This window comes from Streptomyces sp. GbtcB6 (assembly GCF_019091475.1).
GTDB lineage: Bacteria > Actinomycetota > Actinomycetes > Streptomycetales > Streptomycetaceae > Streptomyces > Streptomyces hyaluromycini.
The window spans coordinates 90,832-112,854 of sequence record NZ_JAGXJL010000024.1 but is presented as its reverse complement, the minus strand read 5'-3'; the positions used below and the strand labels follow the sequence as shown (position 1 = coordinate 112,854).

The 22,023-nt window shown below is 75.1% G+C and carries 1 protein-coding gene; it reads right to left on the bottom strand.

Features of this window, described 5'->3' with window-relative positions; all coding sequences use genetic code 11:
- Positions 1-4 precede the first annotated feature (4 nt).
- On the bottom strand, positions 5-22,021 hold the full coding sequence (locus tag KVT45_RS33655) for a non-ribosomal peptide synthase/polyketide synthase (RefSeq protein WP_217552940.1): 22,017 nt from the start codon (positions 22,019-22,021) through the stop codon (positions 5-7).
- Positions 22,022-22,023 lie beyond the last annotated feature (2 nt).

The window sequence follows — 22,023 nt, the reverse complement described above, 5'->3', positions numbered from 1 at the left end:
CAGTTCAGTTCAGTTCGTCCGCGCGTGCTACCAGCGCCTCCAGCGCCCGGAACCAGGTCACGGCCAGCTCCCGGACCGCGTCCTCGGTGAGGAGCCCGGCCGCGTACGCCCAGTGGGCGCTGAGTTCCGGTCCCTCGGGGCGGTCCTCGGTGAGGGCGTTGAGGGTGAGCGCGTGGGACATCGGCATGCCGGCGTCGGCGTCGAGGTCGGCGGCGTCCTCCTCCGCGGCGTAGGACCAGTCGGCGGCCGCGGGGCGGTCGAAGCGGCCCATGTAGTTGAACTCGATCTGCGGTTCGGCGAGTTCGGCGAGGAGCGGGCCGGTCGCGGGGTTGAGCCGGCGCAGCAGGCCGTGGCCGATGCCGGCCGCCGGCAGAGCGGTGAGGTGGTCGCGGACCCGGGCCACGGCCGCATCCAGGGCGGGTCCGCAGGTCAGGGCGTCCGCGCCGGACGCACCGGGGTCGAGCCGTACCGGGACGACGCTGGTGAACCAGCCGACCGTGCGGGACAGGTCGGCGTCGCCCGCGAGTTCCTCCTCGCGGCCGTGGCCCTCCAGGTCGACCAGGACCGGGCCGCCGGCGTGCTCCGCGCCCAGGGTCCGGGCCCGCCAGTCGCCGACGGCCAGGGCGAACGCGGTGAGCAGGACGTCGTTGACGCTCGCCCCGAACGCGGCCGGGACCCGGCTCAGCAGGGGGCCGGTGACGGCGGCGGGCAGGGAGAGGGACAGGTAGCGGGTGGTGGCGACGGTGTCCCGGGCCGGGTCTAGCGGGCGGGCCAGGGGCAGGCCGGCACCGGCGGCGAGGGCGGAGGTCCACCAGGGCAGCTCGTCCTCGGCGGCCGGTTCGCAGGACCGGGCGCCGAGCAGCCGTGACCAGCGGGCGAACGACAGCTCCACCGGCGCCAGTTCGGGGGTACGGCCGCCGCGGACGGCCGCCCAGGCGGTGGCCAGGTCGGGCAGCAGCACGCGCCAGGAGACGCCGTCGACCACCAGGTGGTGGACGAGGAGCAGCAGCCGTCCGGGCCGGTCCGGTCCGGCGTCGAACCAGACCGCCCGCACCATCGCCCCGGCCTCCGGGTCGAGCCCCGCCAGGGCCGTCGGCGCGTGGCGGGCGGCGGCGTCCCGCAGCGCGGTCTCGTCCGGGGCGGCTTCGCGTACGTCGACCCTGGCGAGCCAGGTCCGTACGTCGATGTCGGCCGCCGCCGGCACCGACAGCGCGGCCTCCGGGGTGCGGACGAGCCGGGCCCGGAGCATGTCGTGCCGTGCGGCGAGCGCCCCGAGCACGGCCAGCAGGCCGGGTTCGGTGAGGTCCGCCGGGGTGCGCAGCAGGGCCGCCTGGTGGTAGGCGGCGACCGGGCCGCCGCGGTCGAGCAGGGCGCGCATGATCGGGGTGAGCGGGACGGTGCCGGTGCCGTCGTCGTGCGTGGCCTGCCGTTCGCCCGCGCCCAGCGGGACGGCGACGGCGGCGAGGGCGGCGACCGTGCGGTGCTGGAGGACCTGGCGGGGGGTGACCCGCAGGCCGCCGGAGCGGGCGCGGGCGACGAGCTGCATGGCGACGATGCTGTCCCCGCCGAAGGCGAAGAAGTCGTCGTCCGTGCCGATCGCCTCGGCGGGCAGGCCGAGGGCGTCCGCGAACAGGTCGCGCAGGGCGCGCTCGGTGTCGTTCTCCGGTGCCCGGCCACCGCCCGACGCGGTGAAGTCGGGGGCGGGCAGGGCGGCCCGGTCGAGCTTGCCGTTGGAGAGCAGCGGCAGCCGCTCCAGGACGAGCACGGCGGCCGGGACCATGTAGTCGGGCAGGCGCGCGGCGGCGTGGGCCCGCAACTCCGCGCCGTCGGCGTCCCCAGAGACCGCATAGGCGATCAACTGCCGTACTCCCGGCCGGTGTTCGCGGGTCACGACGACGCTCCGCGCGACCGCCGGATGGGTGTCCAACGCGGCCTCGATCTCGGCGAGTTCGACCCGGTAGCCGCGGATCTTCACCTGGTCGTCGGTGCGTCCGGCGAACTCCAGGAGCCCGTCCTCGGTCCAGCGGGCCAGGTCGCCGGTGCGGTACATGCGGGCCCCCGGCAGCCCGAAGGGGTCGGCGACGAAGCGTTCGGCGGTGAGGTCGGGCCGGCCGAGGTAGCCGCGGGCCAGGCCCGGTCCGGACAGGTACAGCTCGCCGGTGACGCCGGGCGGGACCGGGCGCAGCGCGGTGTCCAGGACGTAGGCGCGGGAGTGGTGGACGGGGCGGCCGACGACCGGGCGGGCGCTGTCGCCCACCCGGCCGACGAGGGCGTCGACGGTGGCCTCGGTGGGGCCGTACAGGTTGACCGCCTCGGTGTCCGGGAGCGCGGCGAGCCGGTTCCACAGGGACTCGGGTACCGCCTCGCCGCCGAAGCCGACCACCGCGAGCGGGCAGTCGCCGTCGGGCCCGATCAGGCCGCTGTCGGCCATCCGGGCGAGCAGGGACGGGGTGACCTCGATGAAGTCGATGCCCCGGTCGCGGATGAACGCGGCGAGGAGTTCGGGGTCGCGGCGGGTGTCGTCGTCGGCGATGTGCAGGGCGTGGCCGTCGAGGAGCCACAGCTGCGGCTGCCAGGAGGCGTCGAAGGAGAACGACCAGGCGTGCCCGACCCGCAGATGGCGCCGCCCGGTGCGCTCCTTGGCCAGGTCGTGCAGGTCGTGACGGTGGCTGTGGAAGAGGTTGGCGACTCCGCGCTGGGTGACGACGACCCCCTTGGGGCGGCCGGTGGAGCCGGAGGTGTAGATGACGTAGGCGGGGTGGTCGGGGCCGGGGGCGGTGGGTTCGGCCTGAGGAAGGCCGTCCGCGGGGGCGTCGAGCCGCAGGACGGGGACGTCCGTCGAGGGCAGCGTGGCGGCGGTCCCGGCGGTGGCGAGGACGAGCACCGGGCGGGCGTCGGCGAGCATGCCGGTGACGCGGGTCGCGGGCAGGTCGGGGTCGAGGGGCAGATAGGCGGCGCCCGCCTTCAGCACGGCGAGGATCGCGGCGATGTGGTCGGCGGTGCGGGGCAGGGCGAGGGCCACGATCCGCTCGGGTCCGGCGCCGTGCCCGGCCAGGACGCGCGCCAACTCAGAGCTGCGGGCGTCGAGTTCGGCGAAGGTCCAGGTGGTGCGGCCGTCGGTGACGGCGACCGCGTCCGGGGTGGCGGCGGCCTGGGCGGCGAACAGCGCCGGTACCGTGCCGAGGCGTTCGGCGGCCGGCAGGGCGGTGTCGTTCCAGCTCTCCAGGACGGTGTACCGGTCGGCGGAGCCGAGCAGGTCCAGTCGGCCGACAGGACGCTCCGGGTCGGCGGCCATGCCGGTCAGCAGGCCGGTCAGGGCGTCCGTGAGCCGCCGTACGGTGGCCGCCTCGAACAGGTCGGGGCGGAACTCCGCGGTCACCCGCAGCCGTTCGGCGGGCTCGACCGTCCAGGCCAGCGGGTAGTGGGTGGAGTCCGCGTGGTCCCGGACCGTGACGCGCGGTGCGTCTCCGGTCTCCTCCTCCGGCTCCGCCACGGGGTACGACTCGAACACCACGAGCGTGTCGAAGAGTTCGCCGAGCCCGGCGGTGCGCTGGATGTCGGCGAGGCCGAGGTGCTGGTGGGCGATGAGCCGGGACTGCTCGTCCTGGACCCGCTCCAGGAGGGCGGCCGTGCTCTCCTCGGGGCGGATCCGCACCCGGACCGGGACCGTGTTGATGAACAGGCCGATCATCGCCTCGGATCCGGCGAGTTCGGGAGAGCGGCCCGCGACGGTGGCGCCGAACACCACGTCGTCGCGTCCGGTGAGCCGGCCGAGCAGCACGCCCCAGGCCGCCTGCACCAGGGTGTTGACGGTGACGCCCGAACGCCGGGCGAACGCCCCCAGCTCCGCCGTGCGGACGGCGTCCAGCTCCACGGTGTGGGTGTGCGGGACGGCGGCGGCCCGGTCGGGGTCGGCGGGCGCGAGCCGGGTGGGTTCGGCGAGGCCGGTGAGCGCCTCGCTCCAGGCGTCGGCTGAGGCGGCCGGGTCCTGGGCGGCCAGCAGCCGCAGGTGCTCCCGGTAGGGGGCGGGCCGGGCCGGGGTGCGGCCCTCGTAGCGCGTCCAGAGTTCGGCGGTGAGCAGCGGCAGCGACCAGCCGTCGAGAAGCAGGTGCTGGTGCGAGAGCACGAGGCGGTGCCGGTCCGGGCCGGTGCGGGCCAGCAGCAGGCGCAGCAGCGGCGGGTGTTCGGGGTCGAAGCGGCGCCGCTCCTGCCCGAGCAGCCGCGTCCAGGCCTCCTCCCCACCCGCGCCGCCGGTGAGGTCGAGCTGCCGCCAGGGCAGCACGGCGGTGCGCGGTACGACGGCCACCGGACGTCCGGAGGACAGGTACCGGAAGCCGCTGCGCAGGTTCTCGTGGGCGTCGAGCAGGTCCTGCGCGGCGGCGCGCAGCCGGTCGGCGTCGACGGGGCCTTCGAGGACGTAGGAGATCTGGACGGTGTAGACGTCCGGTCCCTCGTCGCCGGAGTCCAGGGCCGCGTGGAAGAGCAGTCCGGCCTGGAGCGGGGAGAGGGGCAGCACCTCGGTGCCGGCGGGCAGGGCGGCGACCTCGGCGCGTTCGGCGTCGGTGAGGTCGAGCAGGGCGGCGGCGGTGTCGTCCCGCTCGTCCAGGGCCCTCGTCGCCACGGCGGCAAGCCCCGCCACCGACTTGTGCCGGAACACGTCGCGCGGGCTGAACGCCAGCCCGGCGGCGCGGGCCCGGGCGACCAGTTGCATGGCGACGATGCTGTCGCCGCCGAGGGCGAAGAAGTCGTCCTCGACACCGACCCGTTCGAGGCCGAGCACCTCGGCGACGAGGGCGCCCAGGGTCTCCTCCAGCGGGGTCCGCGGCCGGGTGTCGGTCACGTCGGCGGCGAAGTCCGGGGCGGGCAGGGCACGGCGGTCGAGCTTGCCGTTCGGGGTGAGCGGGAGGGCGTCGAGGGTGACCACGGCGGCCGGGACCATGTACTCGGGCAGCGCGACCGCGGCGTGGGCGCGCAGGGCGGCAGGGTCGGCCGCCGTGCGCCCTGGCACACCGGGGACCGGGGCGCCGGCGGCCAGGGCGTCGGGGGCCGGGACGGTGTACGCCACGAGCCGGTCGTCGCGGACGACGACGGTGGCGTGCGCGACGGCCGGGTGGGCGGCGAGCACGGCCTCGATCTCGCCGAGCTCGATGCGGAAGCCGCGCAGCTTGACCTGGTCGTCGGTGCGGCCGCGGTACTCCAGCTCGCCGTCGGCCGTCCAGCGGGCCAGGTCGCCGGTGCGGTACATACGGCCGCCCGCCGGGCCGTACGGGTCGGCGACGAAACGCTCGGCGGTCAGTCCGGGGCGGCCGAGATAGCCGCGGGCCAGCTGCACGCCCGCCAGATACAGCTCCCCCGCGACACCGGGCGGGACCGGACGCAGGCCGGCGTCGAGGACGTAGGTGCGGGTGTTCCACACCGGGCGGCCGATGGGAACGCCCGTCGCGCCCGGGACGATCTCGGTCGCGGTGACGTCGACGGACGCCTCGGTCGGGCCGTAGAGGTTGTGCAGGCGGGTGTCCGGCAGGACCTGGTGGAACCGGGCGGCCAGCGCCGCGGGCAGGGCCTCGCCGCTGCACATCACCTGGCGGAGGCCGGTGCGGCCGGCGGCCGCGGGCTCGTCGAGGAAGGCGCGCAGCATGGAGGGCACGAAGTGGACCGTGGTGATGCGCTCGCGACGGATCAGGGCGGCCAGGTAGGCCGGGTCCTGGTGCCCCTCGGGCCGGGCGACGACCAGCGTGGCGCCGGTGACCAGCGGCCAGAAGAACTCCCACACCGACACGTCGAAGCCCGCCGGGGTCTTCTGCAGGACGCGGTCGGCCGCGTCGAGGCGGTAGGTGTCCTGCATCCACAGCAGGCGGTTGGCGATGCCCCGGTGCGGGACGGTGACGCCCTTGGGACGGCCGGTGGAGCCGGAGGTGTAGATGACGTAGGCGGGGTGGCTGGGGTCGTAGGCGGTGGGCAGGGGGGCGTCGGCCGGGTGGTCGGGGGTGCCGTCGGCGGCCACCGTGAGGCGGGGGGTGCCGGTGTCCGGGAGCGCGACGCCCTCCGCCGTGACCAGGCAGGCCGGGCCGGCGTCGGTGAGCGTGTACGCCAGCCGCTCGGCCGGGTAGCCGGTGTCGAGGGGCAGGTAGGCGGCGCCCGCGCGGTGCACGGCGAGCAGGGTCACCACGAGGGCGACGGAGCGCGGCAGGGCGACGGCGACGGCCGTCTCGGCGCGGGCGCCGTGCGCGGCGAGGGTGTGGGCGAGCCGTTCGACGCGCTGGTCGAGTTCGGCGTAGGTGAGCGAGGTGTCCTCGAAGACCAGGGCGGTGGCGGCGGGTGTGCGGGCCGCCTGGGCGCGGAACAGCTCGGAGAGCGTGAGGTCGGGGACGGTCCTGGCGGTGTCGTTCCAGCCGGTGAGGACACGGGCCCGCTCGTCCTCGTGCAGGACGTCGAGGGTGCCGACGCGGCGGCCGGGGTCGGCGGCGACCTGGGCCAGCAGGGACTCCAGGCGGTGGGCGAGGAGTTCGGCGGTCCGCTCGTCGAAGAGGTCGGCGCTGTACTCGATCCAGCCGTCGATGCGCTCGCCCTGCTCGACGAAGTCGAAGCTGAGGTCGAACTTGGCGCTGTCCTGCCCGACGGTCTCGCGGCGGGCGGTGAGGCCGGGCAGCGCGGGTCCCTCACCCTGTCCGGCGAGGTGGACGACCATCACCTGGAACAACGGGTGCCGGGCCAGGGAGCGTTCGGGGTTGAGGGTCTCCACCAGCCGTTCGAAGGGCAGGTCCTGGTGCTCGTAGGCGGCCAGGTCGGTGTCCCGGACCCGGGCGAGCAGCTCGGCGAAGGTGGGGTCGCCGGACAGGTCGGTGCGCAGGACCAGGGAGTTGACGAAGAACCCGACCAGGTCTTCGAGGGCCTCGTCGGCCCGCCCGGACACGGGGGCGCCGAGCGGGATGTCGTCGCCCGCGCCGAGCCGGTGCAGCAGCGCGGCCACCGCGGCCTGGGCCACCATGAACATGCTGACGCCGTGTGTGCGGGCAAGGGAGCGCAGGGCGCCGGCCAGGGCGGGCGGGAGGGTGAAGCCGGTGGTGCCGCCGCGCCCGGTGGGCTCGGCGGGCCACGGCCGGTCGGCGGGCAGGTCCAGCTCGGCGGGCAGCCCCCGCAGGGTGTCGGTCCAGTGGGCGAGGAGCTCCGTCTCGGTCGCGGCCAGCAGGTCGCGCTGCCAGAGCGTGTAGTCGGCGTAACTCGCCTGCAGTGGCGCCCAGTCGGGGGCACGCCCGGCGGTCCGGGCCGCGTAGGCGATGGCCAGGTCGGCGAGCAGCGGGCGGTCGGACCACTCGTCGGTGGCGATGTGGTGCAGCAGGAGCAGCAGCACGTGCTCGCCGGGGCCGGTCTCGAACAGGGTGGCGCGGACCGGGAGTTCGCGTTCCAGGTCGAAGACGTGCGCGGCCCGGTCGGCCAGCTCCTCGAACGGCGCGGTCTCCAGGGGGACATGGACGTCCGCCAGGGTCTGCTGGTGCGGGACCCCGTCCACCGCCGGGAAGACGGTGCGCAGGGGGGTGTGGCGGGCGGCCAGGTCGTCGAGGGCGGCCTGGAGGGCGTCGCGGTCGAGGAGGCCGGTCAGCCGCCAGGCCGAGGGGAGGTTGTACGCCGTGCTCGCGCCGTCGACCTGCGCGAGCAGCCACAGGCGGCGCTGCGCGGAGGACAGCGGCAGCAGTTCGGGACGTGGGCGCGGGGTGGTGAGCGCGGGACGCGGCCCGGCGGCGGATGCGTCGGTGCGGGCGGCAAGCAGGGCCACCGTCGGTGCCTCGAAGACGGCACGGACCGTCAGTTCGGTGCCGAGTGCGGTACGGACGCGGCTGACCAGGCGCATGGCGAGCAACGAGTGGCCGCCCAGCGCGAAGAAGTCGTCGTCCACGCCGACCCGTTCGCGGCCCAGGACGTCGGCGAACAGCGCGGCGAGGATCTCCTCGCGTGGGGTGCGCGGCGGAGTCCCCTCGCCCGTGCCGGCGGTGAACTCGGGGGCGGGCAGGGCCTTGCGGTCGAGCTTGCCGTTCGGGGTGAGCGGCAGCGCGTCGAGAGTGACGTAGGCGGCCGGGACCATGTGGGCGGGGAGTACGGCGGCGGCGTGGGCGCGCAGGGCGGTCGCGTCCACCACCGGGCCCGCCGCGGGGACGACGTGGGCCACGAGCGTCTGGCCGTGCACGGTGACCGTGGCGTGCGCGACCGCCGGATGGGCGGCGAGCACGGCCTCGATCTCGCCGGGCTCGACGCGGAAGCCGCGCACCTTCACCTGGTCGTCGGTGCGGCCGAGGTACTCGACCGCACCGTCCGGCGTCCAGCGCGCCAGGTCGCCGGTGCGGTACATGCGCTCGCCCGGCGCCCCGTGGGGGTTCGCCACGAACCGCTCGGCGGTCAGGCCGGGCCGGTCGAGATAGCCGCGGGCCAGCTGCACGCCCGCCAGGTACAGCTCGCCCGGGACGCCGGGCGGTACCGGGCGCAGGCCGGCGTCGAGGACGTACAGGCGGGTGTTCCAGACCGGGCGGCCGATGGGGACGCTTGTGGCGCCGGGGTCGATCTCGATGGCCGTGACGTCGACGGACGCCTCGGTGGGGCCGTAGAGGTTGTGGAGTCCGGCGTCGAGCACCTCGTGGAAGCGGCGGGTGAGGGCGGCCGGGAGCGCCTCGCCACTGCACAGCACGCGGCGCAGACCGGTGGATTCGGCGGCCGTCGGCTCCTCCAGGAAGAGCTGGAGCATGGACGGCACGAAGTGGACGGTGGTGACGTCCTGTGCGCGGATCAGCGCGGCCAGGTAGGCGGGGTCGCGGTGGCCCTCGGGCCGGGCGACGACCAGCGTGGCGCCGGTGACCAGCGGCCAGAAGAACTCCCACACCGACACGTCGAAGCTGGACGGCGTCTTCTGCAGCACCCGGTCGTCGGCGCCGAGGCGGTAGGTCTCCTGCATCCACAACAGGCGGTTGACGATGCCCTCGTGCGGGACGACCACGCCCTTGGGGCGGCCGGTGGAGCCCGAGGTGTAGATGACGTACGCCGGGTGCCGGGGGTCGTACGACGCCGGGAGCGCCGCCTCCGGGCCGGTGGGCAGGGCGTCGCGGACCACGCACACCGGACGGGCGTCCTCGACCATGAGGGCGAGCCGGTCCGCCGGGTAGTCCGGGTCCAGCGGCAGATAGGCGGCACCGGCGCGGTGCGTGGCGAGGATGGCTATGACGAGGTCCGCCGAGCGCGGCAGGGCGACGGCGACGGTCCGCTCCGGGCCCGCGCCGAGACCGGCCAGGACCCGGGCGGTGTCCTCGACCCGGGCGTCCAGCTCGGCATAGGTGAGCCGCTGCTCCTCGAAGACTAGGGCGGTGGCGTCTGGGGTGCGGGCCGCCTGGGCGCGGAACAGCTCGGGGAGCGTGAGGTCCGGGACGGCCCTGGCGGTGTCGTTCCAGCCGGTGAGGACACGGGCCCGCTCGTCCTCGTGCAGGATGTCCAGGTCCCCGAGCAGGGCGTCCGGTTCGACGGCGGCGTGCGCGAGGAGCCGGACGGCGCGGTCGGCGAGGGCTTCGGCCGTGCTGTGGTCGAAGAGGTCGGTGGCGTACTCCAGGAGCAGGACCACGCGGTCGGACTCGTCGACGTAGGTGAAGTGCAGGTCGAACTTGGCCATGCCGGTGTCCATGTCGGACCACTCGGTGGCCAGGCCCAGCACGTCGGGGTCGCCGTCGGGCCGGTGGTGGTAGCCGAGCATGACCTGGAAGAGCGGGTTGCGGCCGGCCACCCGGGGCGGGTTGAGGGCCTCCACCACCCGGTCGAAGGGCAGGTCCTGGTACTCGAAGGCGGACAGCGACGACTCCCGGACCCTGCCGAGGAGTTCACGGAACGTCAGCCCGTCGCCGGACAGGTCGGTGCGCAGCACCAGGGTGTTGACGAAGAAGCCCACCAGGTCGCCGAGCGCCTCGTCGGTACGGCCCGCGATGGGCGCGCCGAGGGGGATGTCGTCGCCCGCGCCGAGCCGCTGCAGCAGCGCGGCGGTGGCGGCCTGGAACAGCATGAACATGCTGGTGCCGGTGGCTGCCGTGAGGTCACGCAGGGCGAGGCCGGTGGCGGCGGGCAGCTCCAGCCGGACCTTGCCACCGCGGCCGGTCGGCCCGGCGGGGCGCGGCCGGTCGGAGGGCAGGGCCAGCTCGTCGGGCAGCCCGCGCAAGGCGTCCCGCCAGTAGCCGAGTTGGGTCTCACCACTGGTCGCGAGCAGCTCCCGCTGCCAGAGGGTGTAGTCGGCGTACTGCACGGGCAACGGCGCCCACTCCGGGGCCCGGCCAGCGCGGCGGGCCGCGTAGGCGGTGTCCAGATCGGCGAGGAACGGCCGGTCGGACCACTCGTCGGTGGTGATGTGGTGCAGGACGACCGCCACCACGTGATCGTCGTCGGCCAGCCGGAACACCTCGCAGCGCAGCGGGAGTTCGGCCGTGAGGTCGAAGGGGCGGCGCTGGGCCGCTTCGATCAGCGCGGGCAACGCCTCCTCGGTGGCCTCGGCGACGGTGAGGGCCGGGTGCGCCTCCTCGGCGGGGACGATCCGCTGGTACGGCTCGCCGTCGAGGGCCGGGAACACGGTGCGCAGCGCCTCGTGGCGGGCGGCCACCTCCCGCAGGGCGGCGCGCAGGGCCCCGGTGTCGAGGTCGCCGCGCAGCCGGAAGACCAGCGGGAAGTTGTAGGCGACACCGCTGCCGGTGATCTGCTCCACGAGCAGCAGCCGGCGCTGGGCCGGGGACAGCGGGATCCGGGCGGGCCGGTCGGTCACCGGGGTGACGGGGGGCCGGGCGGGGTTCGCGGCGCCGACGCGGGCGGCGAGCCGGGCCGGGGTGGGGGCCTCGAAGAGGTCGCGGATGGCGAGTTCGGCGCCGAGTTCGGTGCGGGCGCGGCTGACCAGCCGGGTGGCGAGCAGCGAGTGGCCGCCCAGGTCGAAGAAGTTGTCCTCCGCACCGGCCTCGGGCAGCCCGAGGACCTCCGCGAACAGGCGGCAGAGCACCTCCTCCTGCGGGGTGCGGGGGCCGCGGCCGCCGCCGAGGGCGACGACGGGTTCGGCCTCGGGCAGGGCGCGCACGTCCAGCTTGCCGTTGGCGTTCATGGGCAGGCCGTCGACGGTGACGAAGGCGGCCGGGACCATGTACTCGGGCAGCTCCCGGCCGAGGTCCTCGCGCAGCCGCCGGACCAGGGCGCTGGTCTCGCGGGCGGCGGTGGGGTCGTTGGCGTAGGGGGCGGTACCGCCGCCGGGGCGGAACAGGCCGCTGGTGAGGGGGTGTTCGGTCGGCTCGGCCGGTTCGGCTGGTTCAGCTGGTTCGGCCGGTTCGATCGTGAGGAAGACGGCGTCGTAGGTGCCGGTCCGCGCCGACCAGGTCGTCAGTACGCGGTGTCCGGCGTCCGCGCCGAGCGCGTGCAGGGTCTCCGGGTCGACGCCGTCCTCGCGGGTGCGGCCGTCGGGGATGCCGGTCACGCGCAGGGCGGCGGGCCGCTCGGCGCCCGGGCGTTCACCGACCCTCGCGGTCAACTGCCGGATGCCGTCCAGGAGGCCGCCGACGGCCTCGGACGTCAAGCCGCCCCGCGCCAGTTCGCCCACGGTGTGAGCCGTGCTCCACTCGACGGTCGGCGCGTCGTCCAGGCGGACGTCGGGCTCACCCGCGTACAGGACGACGTCGTAGCGGTGCCGGGTCAGCTCGTTGTGGTGCCGGCCGCGCTTGGTGCGCAGGTCGATGCCGTAGCCGAGGGTGGTGAAGTAGTCGGGGTCGACCAGGAGTTCCTTCTCCAGGCGCAGCCCGCGCTCCACCGCCCGCTCCAGGTCGGCCTCCGCCGTTCCGCGGGCGCGCTGGATCTCGGTGTGGAAGGTGCGGGCGAGCCGCAGGTTGCGGACGTCGCCGACGAACAGGGCACCGCCGGGCGCGAGCAGCTCCATGGCGCCGTCGATGACCGCGGTGAGGTACTCGATGCTCGGGAAGTACTGGATGACGGAGTTGATGACGATGGTGTCGAAGTGGCCGGCGGGCAGCCCGCTGAGATCGTCGGCGGGCCGGCAGCGCAGTTCCACTCGGGAAGCCAGCTCGGGGTCCCGGGCCCGCAGCTCGGCGCCGATCTTGCGGATCACCGGGGCGGCGAAGTCGGTCGCCCAGTACTCCTCCGCCGCGGGGGCGAGCCGGGAGAGCAACAGGCCGGAGCCGACGCCGATTTCGAGGATGCGGCGTGGGTTCAGGGCGCGGATGCGGGCGACGGTCGCCTCGCGCCACTCGTGCATCTGCTCGAAGGGGATGGGCCGGCCGTCGTAGGAGCTGTCCCAGCCGTCGTACTGCTCGGTGAAGACGGCGGTGCCGATCTCCTCGTACTCGTCGGAGTAGATCTCCTGCCACTCCCCCACCTGCGCGGCCTCGGCGGCGGTGCGGTCGGCGGGGTCGGCACCGGAGGGCACGACGTAGCCGACGAGGCGTTCGTCGCGGACCACGACGGCGGCCTGGGAGACCAGCGGGTGGCGGCTGAGGGCGGTCTCGATCTCGCCCGGCTCGATGCGGTAGCCGCGGATCTTGACCTGGTCGTCGGTGCGGCCGAGGAAGTCGAGGTTGCCGTCGGGAGCACGGCGCACCAGGTCGCCGGTGCGGTACATGCGCTCGCCGGGTTCGCCGAACGGGTCGGCGACGAACCGCTCGGCGGTGAGGCCGGGCCGGTCGAGGTAGCCGCGGGCCAGGCCGATGCCGGCGATGTACAGCTCGCCGGGGACGCCGTCGGGGACCGGGCGCAGCCAGGCGTCCAGGAGGTGGGCGCGGGTGCCGCGGATGGGCCTGCCGACGGTGGGGGTGGCGCTGTCGAGGGTGCCGCCGCCGAGGGTGTTGATGGTGTACTCGGTCGGCCCGTACAGGTTGTAGCCGTAGGTGCCCTCGGTGTCGCGCAGGGCCGCCCACACCGTCTCCGGGACCGCCTCGCCGCCGAGCAGGACCAGCGGCGGGACATGGCCCTCCAGCAGGCCCTGCTCGATCAGCAGCCGGGCGTAGGTGGGCGTGACGTTGACGACGTCGATGCGGTGCTGCTCGCAGTAGGCGACCAGCGCCTCCGCGTCGCGCCGCAACTCCTCGTCGCAGACGTGCACTTCGTGGCCCTCGACCAGCCAGAGCAGCTCCTCCCACGACATGTCGAAGGCGAAGGACACGGTGTGCGCGATGCGCAGCCGTCGGCCGCCCGCCGCGGCGATCGCCGGCTCGAAGATCTCCTTCTGGTGGTTGAGCTGCATGTTCGTCAGGCCCCGGTAGGGGGTGACGACGCCCTTGGGGCGGCCGGTGGAGCCGGAGGTGTAGATGACGTAGGCGGGGTGTTCGAGGCTGAAGCGGCGGCGGACGGGGGTGTCAGGGAGACCGGCCAGTTCATCCTGAACCGCCGGGTCGTCGAGCAGGAGGCGCGGCAGGTCGTCGCCGTCGAGGGTCGCGGAGACGGCGGCGTTGGAGAGCAGAAGCAGCGGGCGGGCGTCGGCCAGCATCAGGGAGAGCCGGTCGGCCGGGTGGTCCAGTTCCAGGGGCAGGTAGGCGGCGCCGGTGCGCAGGACGGCGAAGAGCGCGACCACCATGTCCAGGGAGCGGCCCAGGCCGAGCGCGACCACCCGCTCGGGACCGGCGCCCCGCTCGACGAGCAGCCGGGCCATCCGGTTGACGGCCGCGTCGAATTCGGCGTAGGTCAGCGCGCGCTCGCCGAGGACGAGGGCGCGGGCGTCCGGGGTGCGCGCGGCCTGGGCGGCGAGCAGGTCGGCGACGGTCTCCTCGGGAACCTCGACCCGGCCGGCCGCCCGCTCCTCGCGCAGCGCCGCGTGTTCGGCGGGCAGCAGCGGGTCGAGGGAGCCCACGGGTGCCGTGAGGTCGGCGGTGAGGCGCTCGACGAGGAGGGTGAAGCGGTCGAGCAGGGCGCGGGCCCGGTCGGCCGGGACCAGGTCGGGCCGGTGGGTGAGGGTGACCGTGATCCGCTGCCCGGGGGTGATGACGAGGTTGGCCGGGTAGTGGGTGGCGTCGACGTTGGCGACGGCGGTGGCGCCGTGCCGGGTGCGCAGCTCCGCCAGCCGGTCCTCGGTGTCGTTGTTGCGCAGCACGAACAGCGTGTCGAACAGCTTGCGGTGCCCGGTCTCGGCCTGGAGCACGCCGAGACTGAGGTGCTCGTACGGCATCAGGTCGAGGCGCTCGCCCTGGATGCGGCGGAGCAGGTCGAGGACCGGTTCGGCGGGGTCGAAGGCGATCCGGGTGGGGACGGTGTTGAGGAACAGGCCGATGATGTTCTCGACGTCGTGCACCTCGCTGGGCCGGCCGGCGACGGTGGTGCCGAACACGATGTCGGTGCGGCCGGTCGCGGCGGCCAGGGTGAGGCCCCAGGCCGCGTTGAGCAGGGTGTTCAGGGTGAGGCCGTGGACGCGGCCGGTCTCCCGCAGCCGGTCGCCGAGTGCGGCGGTGAGGCGTACGTCGAGCTGGTCGGGGATGACCGGTTCGAGGCCGTCGGCGGCCGTCGGGGCCAGCAGGGTGGGCTCCTCCAGACCGGCCAGCGCGGTGCGCCAGGCGGCGGTGGCGGACGGGTCGTCCTGCTGGTCCAGCCAGGTCAGGTAGTCCCGGTAGCTGCCGGGGGCGGGCAGCGCGGAGGCGTCGCCGCCGGTCTCGTACAGGGCGAACAGCTCGTCGAGGAAGAGCCAGGCCGACCAGCCGTCCCAGAGGATCAGGTGGCGGCCGATGACGAGCCGGTCGCCGCGCCCGGCGCCGAGGCGCAGCAGGAGCAGCCGGAACAGCGGGGGTGCGGACAGGTCGAACCGCCGGTTGCGCTCGGCGTCGGTCAACTCCCGTACCCGTTCGTCCTGTTCGGCGGTCAGGAGGTGGGAGAGGTCGACCTCGTCGAGCGGGATCTCCGGGGTCTCGACGATGAACTGCACCGGCTGGTCGAGGCCTTCGCTGGTGAAGCCCGCGCGGAGACCCGGGTTGCGGTCCAGGAGCGTGTGCGCGGCGGCGCGCAGCCGGGCCGCGTCCAGGCGGGTGGCGAAGTCGAAGGTCTCGTGGACGGTGTAGACGTCCAACGCGCCCTGGTCGTAGGCCGAGTGGAAGAACAGGCCCTCCTGGAGGGGGGCCAGCGGCCAGACGTCGGCGACGGCGGCCGGGGCGGCGAGGGTGCGGATCCGGGCGTGTTCGGCGTCGGTGAGGGTGAAGGCGGCAGCGGCGGCGGGCGCGGTGGCTGTGGCGGTACCGGCGGTGGCCGCGAGGGCGGCGGGCGTGCGGTGGGTGAAGACGTCACGCGGGCTGAGGTCGAGGCCGGCAGCGCGGGCCCGGCTGGCGACGCCGATGGAGCTGATGCTGTCGCCGCCGAGCCGGAAGAAGTCGTCGTCCGGGCCGACGTCGGCGATGCCGAGCACGGCCGCGAAGATCTCGGTGAGCCGCACCTCCAGGGGTCCCGCGGGCTCGCGGCGGGCAGCGCGCTCGGCCTCGGGGGCGGGCAGCGCGGCCTGGTCGAGCTTGCCGCTGGGGGCGAGCGGCAGGTCGGCGAGGACGACGTACGCCTCCGGGACCAGCGGTGCGGGCAGCGCCTCGGCGAGGGCGGCGCGCAGCTCGGCGGGGTCGGCGACGACATCGGCCGCCGGGACCGCGTAGGCGACCAGGCGCTGGTCGCGGACGACCACGGCACCGCGCGCCACCGCCGGGTGACGGGTCAACGCGGCCTCGATCTCGCCGAGTTCGATGCGGTTGCCGCGCAGCTTGACCTGCCGGTCGGTGCGGCCCAGGTAGTCGAGAGTGCCGTCCGGGCGGCGGCGCACCAGGTCGCCGGTGCGGTACATGCGCGCGCCGGGCGCAGCCGCGTACGGGTCCGCCACGAAACGGTCGGCGGTGAGCGCGGGGCGCCGGTGGTAGCCGCGGGCCAGCTGGACGCCGGTCAGGTAGAGCTCGCCGGGCACCCCGTCGGGCACCGGGCGGAGGCAGGCGTCCAGTATCCGCAGGCCGGTGTTCCACACGGGCCGCCCGATGGGCACGGTGGTGCCGGGCGCCCCGTCGTAGGCGTGGTAGGTGACGTCGACGGCGGCCTCGGTGGGGCCGTACAGGTTGTGCAGGGGTACGCCGGTCAGGTCGCGCCAGCGCCGGGCCGCCGCGCCGGACAGGGCCTCGCCGCTGCTGAAGACGCGGCGCAGACCGGCCGCCCAGGTCGGGTCGGCGGTGACCTCCTCGGCGGCGAGGAACGCGTCCAGCATCGACGGCACGAAGTGCATCGTCGTCACGCCCTCGGCCCGGATCAGCCGGGCCAGGTAGGCGGGGTCGCGGTGCCCGTCGGCCGCGGCGAGCACGACCGCGGCGCCCTCGTGCAGCGCCCAGAAGAACTCCCAGACGCTGACGTCGAAACTGGACGGGGTCTTCTGCAACACCCGGTCGTCGGCCGTGAGTCCGTACGCGCCCTGCATCCAGGCGAGCCGGTTGCCGATCGCGCGGTGGGTGACGACGACGCCCTTGGGGCGGCCGGTGGAGCCGGAGGTGTAGATGAGGTATGCGGGGTGGTCGGGGGTGAGGGGCGTGGCCTGCGGTACGTCCTCGGGGCCGGGCTCCCGAGGGTCGTCCTCCTCCTCGACGTACACGGTCTCCAGGCCGTGCACCGCCGGCAGGCGTACGGCGTCCCGTGCCGTGGTGACGACGGTCCGGGCGCCGGAGTCGGTGAGCATGTACGCGATGCGGTCGGCCGGGTAGTCGAGGTCGACCGGCAGATAGCCGGCGCCCGACTTCAGCACCCCGAGCAGGGCGACCATCAGCTCGGCCGAGCGCGGCACGGCGACGGCGACGAACCGGTCGGGCCCGGCGCCGCGGGCGCGCAGGCGGCGGGCCAACCGCTCGGCACGGGCGTCGAGTTCGGCGTAGGTGAGGGCGGTGCCCTCGAAGACGACCGCGGTGGCGTCGGGGGTACGGGCGGTCTGCGCGGCGATGGCGGCGGGCAGGGTGGTCGGCGGTACGGGGCGGAGCTCGCCCTCGACGTGCACCACTGCCCGCTCGGCCTCGGTGAGCAGGTCCAGCGAGGCCACCGGGCGTGCGGTGTCCTCGGCGAGGGCGTCCAGGACCCGGGTGAGCCGGTCGGCGAGCAACTGCACGGCCTCGCCGGAGACCCGGTTCGCGTGGTGCTTGAGGCGCAGGTCGAGTCGGCGGCCGGGCTTGACGATGAGGGCCAGCGGATAGTGCACGGCGTCGTGGAAGGCGTGCCCGGCCAGCCGGACCGTGCCGGTGGGGTCGGCCAGGTCCGGTTCGGCGGGATAGTTCTCGAACACCACCAGGGTGTCGAAGAGTTCGCCGCCGCCCGCGTGCCCGGCGGCCCGCTGGATCTCGGCGAGGCCGAGGTGCTGGTGGTCCAGCAGGGCGCTCTGCTCCTGCTGGAGGCGTTCCAGGACGGCGCCGAGGGGGTCGGCGGGGGCCCAGCTCAGCCGGGTGGGCAGGGTGTTGATGAAGAGGCCGACCATGGACTCGATGCCGGGCACGGCGGCGTCGCGGCCGGAGACGGTGGTGCCGAAGACCACGTCCTGGCGGCCGGTCAGCCCGGCGAGGAGCAGGCCCCAGGCGGCCTGGACGACCGTGCCGAGGGTGACGCCGTGCTCGCGGGCGCGGGCGGTGAGCCGGGCGGTGGTGCGCTCGGGCAGCTCGACGCGGAGCTGGGCGGGCTCGATCGGCCCGGCGGCCGGGGTCTCGACCAGGCGGGTGGGCTCGTCGATCCCGGCGAGGGCGGTGCGCCAGGCGTCGCGGGCGGCCTGGCGGTCGGCGCGCGCGAGGCGGGCCAGGTAGCCGCGGTACGGGGCGACTTCGGGAAGCGGGGCGGGCTGCTCGCCGTAGAGGGCGAGGAGTTCGCGGTGCAGGACGGGCAGTGACCAGCCGTCGGCCACGATGTGATGGAAGGTCAGGACCAGGCGGCTGCGGTCGGCGCCGAGGCGGACCAGGGCGCAGCGAAGCAGCGGCGGCCTGGCGAGGTCGAAGCGGCGGGCGCGTTCGTCGGCGGCGACGGCCTCGGCGAGGCCCGCGCGGACGGCGGTGTCCTGGGCGGACAGGTCGACCTCGCGCCACGGCACGTCGAGGCCGGTGGCGACGAGCTGGGCCGGGCGGCCGTCCGGGAGCTGGCGGAAGCAGGCCCGCAGCGGGGCGTGCCGGTCGAGGAGCCGCTGGGCGGCCTGCCGCAGGAGGCCGCCGTCGACGGGTCCGGCGAGTTCGATCACCTGCTGGACGACGTAGGCGTCGTGCTCGGCGCCGTCCACGAGGGCGTGGAAGAAGAAGCCCTCCTGGAGCGGGCCGAGTGGCAGGACCTCGGCGACGGTGAGCGGGTCGTCGCCCTGGAGTGCGGCGAGTTCGTCGGCGGTCGGTGGGTCCCAGGGGGCGGCGGCCTGGTCCTCGCCGGCGTCGGCGGTGCGGGCGACGCCGGCGAGCTGGGCGACCGTGCGGTGCCGGAAGACGTCCCGCGGGGTCAGCTCCAGACCGGCCCGGCGGGCCAGGACGAGCAGCTGGATGGCGACGATGCTGTCCCCGCCCAGCGCGAAGAAGTCGTCGTCGACGGTGACCGAGGGCACTCGCAGGGCGCGTGCGTACAGGTCGCACAGCAGGCGCTCGCGTTCGGTGCGCGGGGCCCGGCCGGAGCTGAGCAGGCCGTAGTCCGGGACCGGCAGGGCGGCGGAGTCGAGCTTGCCGCTGGGGGTGACGGGGAGCCGGTCCAGCGGGACGAGGGCGGCCGGGACCATGTACTCGGGCAGGAACTCGGCGGCGTGCGCGCGCAGCCCGGCCATCAACGAGGTGACGTTGCGGAACGGCGCCGGGCGGTTGGCGTGCGGGTGGGCCTGGCCGGCGACGTACAGCGGGCCGAGCGGGGTGTCGTCGCCGCGTGCGAACACCGCGTCGAGGCTGCCGTCCTCGGCGTCCGCGGTCCAGGTGAGGGCGGCCCGGCAGCCGTGCCGGGCGGCGGTCTCGTACAGGGCCTCCGGGTCGACGCCGGCGCTGCCGGTGCGGCTGCTGTCGTCGAGGGCGCCGAGCGCTGCCAGGTCGGGGGCGAGGCGGGCGTTGGGGATGCCGGTGACGCGGAGGCGGGCGGGACGGTCGGCGGAGGCAAGGTAGGTGTCGAGGGCCTCGGGGGTACCGAGCGCGGACCACCGGAGGTTCTGTGCGGCGACGGCCGGCAGGTCGGTGCCGGGCCGCAGCACGACGTCGTACCGGTACCGGGTCAGCTCGTTGTGGTGGACGCCCCGCTTGATGCGTACGTCTGCCGTGAAGCCGTCCAGGGTCGCGAAGTAGTCGGGGTCGACGAGGAGTTCGCCCTCCCAGGCCACGGCCCGGTCGACGGCGGCGCGCAGGGCTTCCTTGTCGTCGGTGGACTCCGTGTGGGCACGGCCCGACTCGATGGCGGCGGCCAGCGTCCGCAGCAGCCGCAGATTGCGCACGTCGCCGATGAACAACGACCCGCCGGGCGCCAGCAGTCGGGCCGCCGACCGCAGGACGTCGGTGAGGTAGTCGGCGCCCGGGAAGTACTGGACGACGGAGTTGACGACGATCGTGTCGAAGTGGCCGGCGGGCAGTCCGGTCAGCTCGTGTGCGGGGCGGGCGTGCAGGGTGACCCTGCCTGCCAGTTCCGGAACGGCGTCGACCTGGGCGCGCAGCGCGCGTACCGCCTCCTCGGAGAGGTCGGTGCCGACGTACTCGGCGCAGTCGGGGGCGATCCGGGAGAGCAGCAGGCCGCTGCCGACGCCGATCTCCAGGACGCGGCGGGGCCGCAGTTCGCGGATCCGGGCGACGGTCGCGTCCCGCCACTCGCGCAGGTCGGCCAGCGGGAGGGGCAGGCCGTCGTACATGCTGTTCCAGCCCGCGAAGTTCTCCTCGAAGCCGTCGGATCCGGCGGCGGAGTAGAGGAGTTCGTGCAGGTCCTTCCAGTCGGCCACGGCCTCGTCGGCCGCCGCGGCGGCGTCCAGAGAGGGCACGACGTAGGCGGCGAGCCGGCGGTCGCCGGGGCGGTCCTCGCGGACCAGGACGGCGGCCTGGTCGACGGCCGGGTGGGCGCGCAGCACCGACTCGATCTCGCCGGGCTCGATACGGAAGCCGCGGATCTTGATCTGGCTGTCGGCGCGGCCGTGGAACTCCAGCCGTCCGTCGGACTTCCAGCGGACCAGGTCGCCGGCGCGGTAGAGCCGTTCGCCGGGCGCGCCGAACGGGTCGGCGACGAACCGCTCGGCGGTCAGCGCGGGCCGGCCGAGGTAGCCGCGGGCGAGTCCGGCGCCGCCGAGGTACAACTCGCCCACCACACCGGCGGGTACGGGCCGCAGCCGCTCGTCGAGGACGTAGGCGCGGGTGCCCGGGTCGGGGACGCCGATGGGCACGATGGTGCCGGCCGGGGTGTCCGGATCGCAGCGGCCGAGCGTGGAGTTGGTGGTGGCCTCGGTGGGTCCGTAGGCGTTGAACATCATCCGGCCGCGCGCGTAGCGGCCGACCAGTTCGGGCGAGACGCGCTCGGTGCCGGCCAGCAGGGTTGCGGTGGGCGGGAGTTGCACGTCGTCGGGCATGGCCGCGAGCAGGGCGGGCGGCAGGATCATGAAGGTGATGCCGTGCTCGTTGGCGTAGTCGGCGAGGGGCGCGCCGGGCACCCGGCGGTCGGCGGGTACGACGACCAGCCGGCCGCCGGAGAGCAGGCCGAGGCACAGGTCCCAGAAGGCCACGTCGAAGCTGGGCGAGGCGAACTGCAGGACCCGGCTGTGCGGGCCGATCCCGAACCGCTCGCGCTGGGTGGCGACCAGCTTGGCGACGCCCGCGTGGGAGAGCACCACGCCCTTGGGGCGGCCGGTGGAGCCGGAGGTGTAGATGACGTACGCCGCGTGCGCGACCGTCAGCCCGTCGGCGGTGGCGGGGTCGTGGGCCGGGTGGGCGGCCAGCTCGGCGACGGTCTCCGGGGCGTCCAGGACCAGCGGGTCCGTGCCCGGCGGCAGGTCGGGGACCATGTCGGCGGTGGTGACGAGGCAGACCGGGCGGGCGTCGTCGAGCATGTAGGCGATGCGGTCGGCCGGGTAGTCGGTGTCGACCGGGAGGTAGGCCGCGCCCGTCATCAGTACGGCGACCTCCGCGACGATCATGTCGGCGGAGCGGGGTACGGCGAGCGCCACGACCTGCTCGGGTCCGGCGCCCCGGGCGACCAGGGCGTGCGCCAACCGGGCTGCGCGGGCGTCGAGTTCGGCGTAGGTGAGGCGGACGTCCGCGTGGATGAGGGCCACTTCGTCGGGGCGGGCGGCGACCTGGTCGGCGAACATGCGCGGCCAGGTGAGCGCGGGCACGTCGTGCGCGGTGTCGTTCCAGTCGGCAAGGATCCGCTGCCGCTCGCCGGCGCCGAGGAGTCCGAGGTCGGCGACCGGGGTGCCGGGCCGGTCCAGGGCGTCGGCGAGGAGTGTGGCGTAGTGGCCGAGGATGCTGTCCACGGTGGCGGGCTCGAAGAGGTCGGCGGCGTAGTCCGCGTGCACCTGCCCGTCGGCCACGGAGAGCGCCAGGTCCAGCGGGCCGCCTTCGCCCCAGGGCGCGGTGCCGAAGCCGACGGCGCACAACAGGGCGCCGCCGCGGCCGGGTTCGGGGGCGAGCAGTCGTAGCAGCTCGGCGGTCGGCAGCCGGTGGGCGGCGGACTGGGCGCGGACGGTCGTGACGTGGTCGCGCAACTCGGCGAACGGCGTGGCGCCGTTCACCACCAGCCGCAGCGGGAGCCCTTCGTGAGCGACCGTCAGGTCCTGGGCCGCGCCGCCGCCGTACCGGTGCAGCAGGGCGGCGAAGGCGGCAAGCAAGGTGGGCTCGTCGGCCGTCCCCGCCGTCCCGGCCGTCCCCGCGAACGCGGCCGTGCGGACGGCACGCGGCCGCGGCTCCTGCGGGTGCGCCGGATGCGGGTGGTCGAACGGCAGTGAGGTCTCCGGTGCCGGTGCGGCGAACCGTTCCCGCCAGTAGTCCTCCGTGGGTGCCGTCCGCGCCGTCGAAGCAGAAGTCGAAGCCGCAGAAGAAGGTGCGGAAGAACGCGTGTTGCCCGACACAG